The 9,130-nt window shown below is 62.1% G+C and carries 11 protein-coding genes and 1 pseudogene; all 12 read left to right on the plus strand.

Annotated elements, in window-relative coordinates:
* Window positions 1–401 (plus strand): annotated as a pseudogene (locus HMPREF0372_RS20195) (hypothetical protein); the annotation flags it as partial.
* 192 nt (window positions 402–593) lie between these two features.
* The gene (locus HMPREF0372_RS16195) at window positions 594–1,451 is read left to right on the plus strand and encodes a DUF4314 domain-containing protein (protein WP_007494855.1); all 858 of its coding nucleotides are present in this window, start codon (window positions 594–596) and stop codon (window positions 1,449–1,451) included.
* Window positions 1,444–2,613 carry an antirestriction protein ArdA gene (locus tag HMPREF0372_RS16200; protein ID WP_007494858.1) on the plus strand — a complete coding sequence of 390 codons (1,170 nt, stop codon included), beginning with the start codon at window positions 1,444–1,446 and terminating at the stop codon, window positions 2,611–2,613. The genes HMPREF0372_RS16195 and HMPREF0372_RS16200 overlap by 8 nt, the downstream gene beginning before the upstream one ends.
* A gap of 4 nt (window positions 2,614–2,617) precedes the next feature.
* Complete coding sequence (locus HMPREF0372_RS16205; RefSeq protein WP_007494860.1) at window positions 2,618–3,616, plus strand: hypothetical protein; 999 nt, start codon at window positions 2,618–2,620, stop codon at window positions 3,614–3,616.
* Between the two features lie 109 nt (window positions 3,617–3,725).
* On the plus strand, window positions 3,726–4,049 hold the full coding sequence (locus tag HMPREF0372_RS16210; protein WP_007494862.1) for a hypothetical protein: 324 nt from the start codon (window positions 3,726–3,728) through the stop codon (window positions 4,047–4,049).
* Window positions 4,033–5,046 (plus strand): DNA adenine methylase, encoded by a 1,014-nt coding sequence (locus HMPREF0372_RS16215; RefSeq protein ID WP_007494863.1) that lies wholly within the window; start codon window positions 4,033–4,035, stop codon window positions 5,044–5,046. Before HMPREF0372_RS16210 ends, HMPREF0372_RS16215 begins: the two co-directional genes overlap by 17 nt.
* 22 nt (window positions 5,047–5,068) lie before the next feature.
* A complete protein-coding gene (locus tag HMPREF0372_RS16220) occupies window positions 5,069–5,437 on the plus strand; it encodes a hypothetical protein (protein ID WP_007494865.1) in 369 nt (122 codons plus the stop codon).
* Window positions 5,434–6,099 (plus strand): hypothetical protein, encoded by a 666-nt coding sequence (locus tag HMPREF0372_RS19880; RefSeq protein ID WP_007494867.1) that lies wholly within the window; start codon window positions 5,434–5,436, stop codon window positions 6,097–6,099. Before HMPREF0372_RS16220 ends, HMPREF0372_RS19880 begins: the two co-directional genes overlap by 4 nt.
* Entirely contained in the window at window positions 6,096–7,013 is a 918-nt protein-coding gene (locus HMPREF0372_RS16230) for a hypothetical protein (protein WP_007494868.1), read from the plus strand. Before HMPREF0372_RS19880 ends, HMPREF0372_RS16230 begins: the two co-directional genes overlap by 4 nt.
* A complete protein-coding gene (locus tag HMPREF0372_RS16235; protein WP_007494870.1) occupies window positions 7,010–7,807 on the plus strand; it encodes a class D sortase in 798 nt (265 codons plus the stop codon). Before HMPREF0372_RS16230 ends, HMPREF0372_RS16235 begins: the two co-directional genes overlap by 4 nt.
* Window positions 7,808–7,936: 129 nt before the next feature.
* The gene (locus HMPREF0372_RS16240) at window positions 7,937–8,755 is read left to right on the plus strand and encodes a hypothetical protein (RefSeq protein ID WP_007494873.1); all 819 of its coding nucleotides are present in this window, start codon (window positions 7,937–7,939) and stop codon (window positions 8,753–8,755) included.
* Window positions 8,756–8,865: 110 nt separating this feature from the next.
* Window positions 8,866–9,123, plus strand: coding sequence for a hypothetical protein (locus HMPREF0372_RS16245; protein WP_007494875.1), 258 nt, complete (start codon window positions 8,866–8,868; stop codon window positions 9,121–9,123).
* Window positions 9,124–9,130 lie beyond the last annotated feature (7 nt).

Genomic DNA, 9,130 nt, shown 5'->3' on the forward strand with positions numbered 1-9,130 from the left:
GCCCGGAGCGGCCGGAGGAGCTCAGCCGGATTGCAACCTGCACCATTGCGGAGTCCGGGCAGGAGCAGCGGTTTTACACCATGGACTTTGGGCGGTTCAATCCGCAGCATGCCTTGAAGCGGGCCATCACATACGGCCGGGAAACAGGCATATCCGCCACCCAGGCCATGGCCCGCCTCACCATGGATCAACCGGAGTTTGCCGAAAAGCCCGGCGGGCCCCGCTGTATCCTGGACGGCCTGGGCTCAGAGCTCACCAAGGCGTTGTTCCAGCTCTCGCCGGCCTGCCCTGCCGTGGCTGCACATATCACCTGCAATGCAGACCTGGGCATCACAGAGATAGCTTATCATCCCCTGTGGCTGGAGCGAAGCCAAAGTCAGGCGGCCATCCAGCAGATGTGAAAAACTGCTGGATATTACGGGCACACTGTGGTATCTTGTGTGCTTACCAGAAAAAAGGACGGGAAAGAACTATGAACTATCAGAGGGAACAGAGCATGCACAGGGACCCCGTTGAAGGCCGGCTTCCGCTTTGGAAGCCGGCCTTTTCTATCCGAATGACGCTTGCGGCAAAATGAAGGGAGGCAGATCATTATGCAGGATGTATCAAAGGAGTGGCTGGAGTTCCTGCGGGGCCAGTTCCCCGCGGGCAGCCGGATCCAAACATGGGAGCTGGATGATCCCAGAAACACGTTGAAGGAGGCTGGTACTCTGGAGCACATCGATGACGAGGGCCGGTTCCATGCCCGGCAGAGCGATGGAGGTGAACGTATCCTGACCCTTGGGGAGGAGATGTTCTCTGTCCACCCGCCGGAACCAAGTCTGCTCAAGCTGTACATGCCAATGACGGTCGGCTTTTATGAGCCGGATGGCTGGGGGAACTGGGACGAGAGAGAACGGTTCCTGGACAGCCAGGAAGCGGCCGGCTATGCAGATGCAATTGCCGGGGCGCTCCACCGGGCAGAACTGCCGGAGGAGGAGGCACGCGGCCTCATGCACTACTATGACAGGGAGGATGGCGTAAACCGCAAGGTGCTGTTCTGCCGTTTTACCGCGGAGGCCAGAGACGGCAGACTGTGGGGAGTGGCGGAATGCCTGGTATCGGGCTCTCTTACAGAGGAGGAATTGACCACGCTGAAGGAGATGGCTGCCGGACAGGCCAGTGACGGCTTTGGAGAGGGGTTTGAGCAACGCCCCATTGATGCGGGCGGCCGGGAGCTGTTCGCCCACCTGTGGCAGTGTGAGAACTGGGAGATTCAGACGGAGCAGGAGTGGTTCGGGCAGACGCAGGCCCAGGAATCCCACGATAACGGGGCCCCCGCCGAAGCCCAGCGCAGCGGGTTCGGTGGGGAGAGGAGTTCCGGCGAAATGAGTGAGCATTGCCCGCAGGGCGAGGCGAGGGATATGAAGCACGGAACGACGATGACGATGGGGGGTATGAGCCGTGGATAAGGCCTTTACAGTATCCCTGTGTAATCCGGACAAGGATACTTATGTGACACTGGAGCTTCCAGCAGACCCGTATACAATCTTGGATGCTTGGGAACGGCTGCGGCCCGCACCGGACACCAGAGTGGAATGGGAGATAGAGGACTATGGGGAATTCCCCGTCCTGTTCCCTGGCCTGCAATCTGGCGAGGGCTTCCCCGCGCTCAATGCCCTGGCGGAGCGGCTGGTCAGCCTAAGTGAACAGCAGCGCACTGCCTTCGAGGGGCTGGTCAGGCTGGAAAGCAGCCGGAGCGGTATCATCCCTTTGCGCACGTTTGCCGCATTGGCGGAACAGGCGGAGCACTGCCAGGTGGTGCCCGAGGCCACGGACGACGCCTCGTTGGGCCGGGTTTACGCGGCAAACGGGTCCATCCCTGCGGTGAAGGATGTGCCGGACAAGGTGTTTGAACTGTTGGACTTCCAGCTCCTGGGCCGCCGGATCCGTCAGACAGAGGGCGGGGTCTTCACCAGGCAGGGGTATGTGGTACCGGATGGGAACTGGAAGCCCGCAGAGGGCCAGGAACCCCGCAGCGCGCCGGAGGCCCCGACTAGCTTCTTTCGGCTGGAGCTCCAGCTCGGGGAGGAACGGGCGGAGCTCACCCTCCCCGCCGGACAGGAGCTGGTGGAGGTGCGTGACCAGATGGATGCTGTGGGCATCTCCAACTGCACCGTCACCGCCTTCCACAGCCGGGTGCCCCAGCTCCCGGCGGCGTGGGCGACCCCAGAGCAGCTGGACACCCTGAACTGCCTGGCCATCCGGCTGACCGTGCTGGAGGACCGGGAGCCGCTGAAGCTGATCAAGTACAAGGCGGTACTGGAGGCGTCGCCTCCCACCAGCCTGGAGGATGCCATGGCCCTGACAGAGCGGCTGGACGCCTACAATCTGAATTGGGCTGCCGCCTCACCCGAGGACGTGGCCCGCGGGGAGCTGCGCCGCTCCATGGGGGAGGAGAATGCCGACCTGCTATGCCGGTACCTGAACCTCTACGGCTACGGCGAGGCGCTGATCCAGCGATACGGGGGCGAGCTGACAGACTACGGTCTGCTAACCCGGGTGGATGGCCGGCCGGTGCAAAACCCGCTGCCGCCCCAGCCAAAGCTGGGCGGCATGGAGATGGGGGGATGATGATATGGACAGAGAAGGACTGATAAACCTTCCCGGCAGGCCGGAGGAGCAGGCATGGCTGCGGGAGCGGTTGGGAGTGATGACCGTGCGGGAAGAGTTTGCCATAGAGGCGGCCCTCCAGCGGGGCGCCCCCGCCGACGCCAAGGAGATGGTCAACCTGCTGGCAGGCCTGGACGAATACGAAGTAGTGGGCGGTATCCAGAGTTATAAGGATTTGGGCCTGTACTACCTGGAGGAGAATGATACAAGGCTTTTGGAGCTGCGGGAGTACGTCAACCTGGAGGAGCTGGGCCGTACCTGCGCAGATTTCCACCCCGGCCTGTTCGTGGGAGGCTGCTATGTGGTATACCCGGAGCGGGAGCAGCCAGAAGTATACGACGGCATCGCCCTGCCGGAGCCGGACTACAGCTGGAGCCTGCGGCTGAAGCTGGCCTCCTCCGCGGTGCCGGAGGGGGTGTGGCTGGCCCTGCCGGACTACAACGACATCATGGACGTGAGGCCGGGGGAGATCCGGCTGGCCCTAGACGCTCTGGGCGTACAGACCATCCGGGGGTGCACCCTGCTGGAAGCCCGGTGCAGCCTGCCGGGCATCACCGGGCTGGAGGACGCCTATGCCGGCCGGCTGGAGGATCTGATCTACGACGGCCAGAACCTGGGGTTCATTCTCCAGGAACAGAACCAGGGGCAGAAAGATTTCCTCCAGACCTACCTCTGGGCCCTGGAGCATGAGGGCTGCACCACCCTGCCCGCCGCCCTGGAGATTGCCCAGCACCTGAACCGCTACCATGTGGTATATACAGACCAGCTTCAGGACGTTGCGAAAGCGGAGTTGCGGTCGGCAGGGAGTACGCTGGACCCAGCAGTTGCCGGCTGCTTCAACCTGGAACGGTACGGGCTGGATTTGCTGCGGAACAAGGGCTATATCCAGACAGCGGACGGCAGGGCTTACATTCTCGGCCCGCATGCTCAGATTCGGGCGCCTATGCAGATGCAGCAGATGTAACCCCAGATCAAATCTATATCAACACGAAACAGGGGCCGTTTTCCCGAAGGGGACAGCGGCCCCTGTTTTTTGTGCCCTTTTTCGGGAGGACAGCCCAGAGGAGGACGTCATGAAAGCAAAAGAAAAGGAGCTCCTGGAGTATCTGCAGCGTTACTGCCCCGGCCGGGAAAACGCCATCAGCGGCAAACAGCTGAAAAAGAGGTTCCGCATCCATGAGGCAGAGCTGCGGAAGCTGGTCCATAACCTGCGGGTGGACGGGGCGCCTATCTGCAGCGACCGCACCGGCTACTTCTACCCCGCCAACGCCTGGGAGGTGATTGCCACAATCGGGCATCTCCGGCGAATGCGGGACGGCGTGGAGAAGGCCATCCGCAGCTTGGAGAGGGCCACGGGGGCCTTCCGCCTACCCGGGGGAGGTGGGCCGGATCGCTAAACCCTTCTTTCCTTGGGTAGGCGGGAAGCTGTTCCTGCTCCCCTATATCTTCCAGCTGCTCCCCAGGAGGGCGCCCCGTCTGCTGGAGGTCTGCGGCGGCAGCGGCGCGGTGACCCTGGGCCTGGGCGCCGGGTACGCACCCCTGCGGGTGTACAACGACATCGACGCGGATCTGGCCAACCTGTTCCGCTGTGCCCGGGACCGGCCCCTGGCGCTGCTCAGGGAGCTGGACTTCCTGCCCCTCCACGCCCGGGCGGACTTCGAGGTGGTGCTCCGCTTCCTCAACCACGAGTATGACCCCATGGACTACCTGGAGGAGGAGCTCCAGATCACAGAGGACTACCTCCCGCCCATGGACAGGCAGGAGGTGAAGAAGCTCCTGGTGGGCCGGGCCAACCTGCCGGACGTACAGCGGGCTGCGGCCTATTATCTGAGCATCCGGTACAGCTACAGTGCCACCGGAAACAGCTTCGGCGGGCGCAGCGTGGAGCTGCGCCGCTTCCTCGGCCTGCTCCGACATGCCTCAGACGCACTCCAGGGCGTGGTGGTGGAGAACAAGGACTGCTGCGACGTAGTCCGGCAGTACGCCCGGCCCGGCGCGGTGATCTACGCGGACCCGCCCTATCTGGAGGCGGAGAGGATGTATGCCCCCTCCTTCGACCTCCGGGACCACGTCCGGCTCCACGACTGCCTGTGCACCCCGGCGGCGCGGGACAGCCACATCGTTCTGTCCTATAACAGCCATCCGGACATTCTGGACCTCTTCGCCCCGGACTTTTACATTGTGGGCTTTGACCGCCCCAACCCCATGGCCCGGCAGGAGGACGCCAGGTACCACGAGCTGCTCATGACCAACTTTGACCCCGGCCCTATGCTCAACCGCCAGCTCTCCCTGCTGGATAACCCCGGACTGGAGTCCAGTGACCGGCCGGAGCTGCGGATCCTGTCCGTCCCCACCGGGCGGCTGCCCCGGGTGTGGGACTGGCCGCAGGACTAAGAATACGAGGTGAAAACAGAAGATGAAATTTACCATCTGCCATGACACAAGCAAGAAGACCCTGGCCATCCCCCGGGCCGCCCTCCAGCTCTCCGGACTGGAGGACGCGGAGCGGCTGGCCCTGCATACAGAGCACGGCTGCATCGTACTTACCCGGCAGGCGCCCACAATGAGAGAACGGCTGAAGTCTATCCGGCTGCTCCACGGTCTGAACGTCGGCATGGTTGTCCGTCTGGCCCTGGACAGCCGGACGGCCAGCGGCATGCCGTGCAAAAGGGCGTCCGAGGCATTCCGAACCTATGACGCGGGGTTCCTGGACATGCTGGAGCACTGCGGCGTGGATTTGTTCGGGCTGGGCGCCCTGCTGGCCCGGGAGGAGACCGCCCAATGAACCTGCATTACTACACCATGGACGACCTGCGGCTGGGCCGGGGCGGCTTCCTACAGAAAGGCTGGACCATCTGGCAGGCCCAGGAGCTGGAGGAGGCCCTAGTGCACTACCGGGGCATCCCCATTACCAAGCGGAAGGTGCTGGGCCTGACGGACGGATTTCACGTACTGGAGCTGGTGAAGAACGTGCCCCTCTTCCCGGACGACCCGGAGGGGGAGGATGTGCTGGCTTCGGAGCTGGGAGAGCCGCTGCCCACCTGGGCAGACACGACGGAGGCAAGACAGGCTATCCGCGCCTGTGTAGAGGAGCTTGGCCTTCGCTACCAAATTGAGGGCAAGATCCTGGCACCCATCCCCGTCAACAAGAAGCAGCGCCGCAAGAAGCTGGCGGGGAAATACCTCTGGCCCGACGTCCCCGGTAATCCTGCCTCCGCCCTCCGGTGGGTGTATCTGGCCGGGAAGGGCTGGCTGGCCCCCACGGTGCTCAAGGAACCTGCCGCCGTCCAGCCCTTGGTGCTCAAGGTGCGGGCGGACGGCATCACGGACAAAGGCGACTACCGCCCCCTGGAGCTGGAGCCCTGGGAGTTCCGCCTCCTGGCCCGGCGCACCCTGGAGCGGCTGGAGCAAAATATGACAAAATGTGAAGGAGGAACCCCATCGTGAAACACACCATTCTGAGATGCGCCGTCGGCCTGTTGATAGCCGCGGCGCTGCTCCCCACCGCCCTGGCGGCGGAGCCCTTCCCCGAAGTGCCCGAGGTGCAGGTCTGTTACCCGACCTCCGTCACACGCAGTGAGGACGGCACGGAGATCCGCAAGGTCTATGACCTCTCCCCGGAACAGGACCCTGCCGGTATCCCCCGGTCGGACTTTGAGCAGGATGGCTTCCACTACACCCTGACGGACCTGCTCCAGCAGGAGCTGCCGGAGCATGAGAGCCGTCCGCACACGGAGACGGTATCGTTGGAGAGTAAAAGCAAGGATATGGAATCCGTCCTGGCCCTGCTGCCCCAGGAGAAGGAGTTCGTCACGGAGGACGGCCTGTCCGGCACCCTGTCCCTCCAGCTAGACACTGTCCAGGTGGAGGCGGCGGGCTACGGTAGCTCCACCCGGCAGGTGTCCGCCACCCGTTCCTACCCCAACCTGGCAAGCCAGGATACCGCCAGCATCCCCAAGAGCATAGAGGAGGACGGGCGTACCCTCACCCTCCAGAACATTGACTGGCGGACGGACAACACCACCGGCATGTCCGGCTACGCCATTGGAGACCGCTACACCGCCGTGGCCACCTATACCGGCACCGCCACCAGCAGCTATGTCACCGGATATACCGTCACGGCAGACTACACCGGTACCGTCAGCCGCATCGCCCTGAACCGGGTGCGTTACGTTGCAATTTTTGAGGGGGAACCGCTGGAACCCGCCGCACCCATGGAGAAGCCTGGGGACGGCCTGGCCCAGTTCAACTGGGCGGCCATCCTACTCCCGCTGGGCGTGGTCTTTGCTGTGGGCGGCGTGATCGGCGCCTGCCTGTTTGTCAAACGGCGTCGGGAATCCAAGGAGGAGGATACGGAATGAAGAAGCTGACCACCCTGTGCCTGGCTGGCTGCCTGGCGGCGGCCCTGGCCACCCCGGCGGGTGCTTTAGATTACGCCATTGACGCGCCGGAGGGGCCGGACTACGGCAAGCCCACCTCGGTGGAGGTGGTACATACGGCAGATGTCGGGGCCCTGAAAAATGAGGACATCAGCAAGAATGCCGCCCTCATCCCGCCGGGTTTCGGCAGCGCCAGTGCGGATACCCTGAACACCGGAACCTGGCTTACCCCCAACCTGGCCCCGGAGGGCATGGCAGTGGGCACCGTCAACGGCAGCGGGACACCCATCGTGTTCCCGCCCTCTGTAGATACCAACAGCTCTACTCCGGCTACCGAGGAGGAGCAGACCACCTCCCTCGGCTATACCCCGGTGACCTCGGATCTCTACTATTCCAGCGGATACCTGGGGACATTGAGAATCCCCGCCATCGGCCTGAGCGTGCGGGTCTATGAGGGTACAGACAGCTCCACGCTCATGAAGGGCGCGGGACATTTCAAAGGCACCAGCATCTGGGATGGAAACTGCGCCATCGCCGGGCACAACCGGGGGGTACGGGATGACTTTGGGGATCTCCACACCCTGGAACGGGGAGATACCATCACCTGGACCACCAAGCTGGGCGCCCGCACCTATGAGGTCACCAGTGTGCAGAAGGTCAAGGAGACGGATACCAGCGGCACCGCCCCTTCCACCGAGAACATGCTCACTCTCTACACCTGTGTGCGTAATCAGAGGGCCTACCGCTGGCAGGTGCAGGCGGTGGAGGTTGTGTAACCTGCTTTGTTTTGCGGGCTCATTTTCTCCACCGGGAACCCCCTTTGCTATAGACTTTTCCCCAGATTTCCGGTATGTTGTTGCTGTAAGGAACACAAGGACAGCAGAGGAAAGAAGGAGGTCAACCGTATGAAAAGGAAACAGCTTATTCCAGCAGTATTGGCAGGTGCCTTGGCCGGTGCGGCCCTGGCAGGGCCAGCATCGGCGGGGGTGGCTGCCCTCACTGCAGCCCCAAGCACCCAAACCTTCTATGTGGACGGGAAACAGGTGGATCTGGAAGCGTATGTCATCCACGGCCACAACTATGTGCAGCTCCGGGATGTCGGCCGGGCGGTAGACTTCGGCGTGGCGTATGACCAGGGCGCCAACCGTGTCCTGGTAGATACCAGCTCCCCCTACACAGAGGAAAGCGCGGCGCCCGCCCCCTCCGGGGTGGTCGTCATCCCCCAGTCGGACGAGCCCCTCCGGTTACAGGAGGGGGACAAGGTGCTCTGCGATGACGGTACCACCTATGAGATTACCGATCTGAAGTTATGGGAGCCCCCGGCCCCGCTGCCCACGCCGACTTGTGACTGGAACCAGTTCCCAGAGCTGGAGGTGCCGGAAGTGAAGGTGTTGCGTTTCCAGAGCCAAACTGGGGATAGACTTCATATCCTGAACCTCTATGAGACCCGGCGGATGCTGTATACCTTGTATAATGCCGTACCTAACTGCCCGGACTTATGGGAGGCTGGAACCCTTAAGCTCAACTCTAAGGGGGATCCCATCTTACGCCTGTCTATGGGGATTACAGAGTCCAGCGGTGTGCAGACGTTCTGGCCTTGGCGGGACGAACAGCTCACCCGCGTCTTCTACTCCGCCCCAATGGCCCGGTTTGAGGTGGAGGCATGGGATGTCTATAAAAATGGGAAATACCTCTATACCGAATACAATGTAATGGGCATGTAACCACCCATAGCAAAAATAGCAAAACGATGTGTTACCGCTCCGAAACGGCCAATCACGAACCGTTTCGGGGCGTTTTTTACTTTGTTTAAATCCACCGAGGAGGAAATATTGTGAAAAAAGTAATATCGCTCCTGCTGACAGCTGTCCTAATCATAGGCATGCTGCCTTTATCCGCTGTTGCGGCATCTACTCCGGAAGAGGCTTTGGGCGAACTGGACATTTATAGCGGCGGATATTCCATGAACTATCTGGCTGTCAATGGCAAGGTGCAGACCCAATCTTATACCTACTTTTTATATGAAAATGCGCAGGGCAAGCAACAGGAGATCCCGGCATACTGTGTCAACCCCGTGCGCCTTGTTCCTTGACAATCTG

The organism is Flavonifractor plautii ATCC 29863, from assembly GCF_000239295.1.
Taxonomy (GTDB): Bacteria; Bacillota; Clostridia; order Oscillospirales; family Oscillospiraceae; genus Flavonifractor; species Flavonifractor plautii.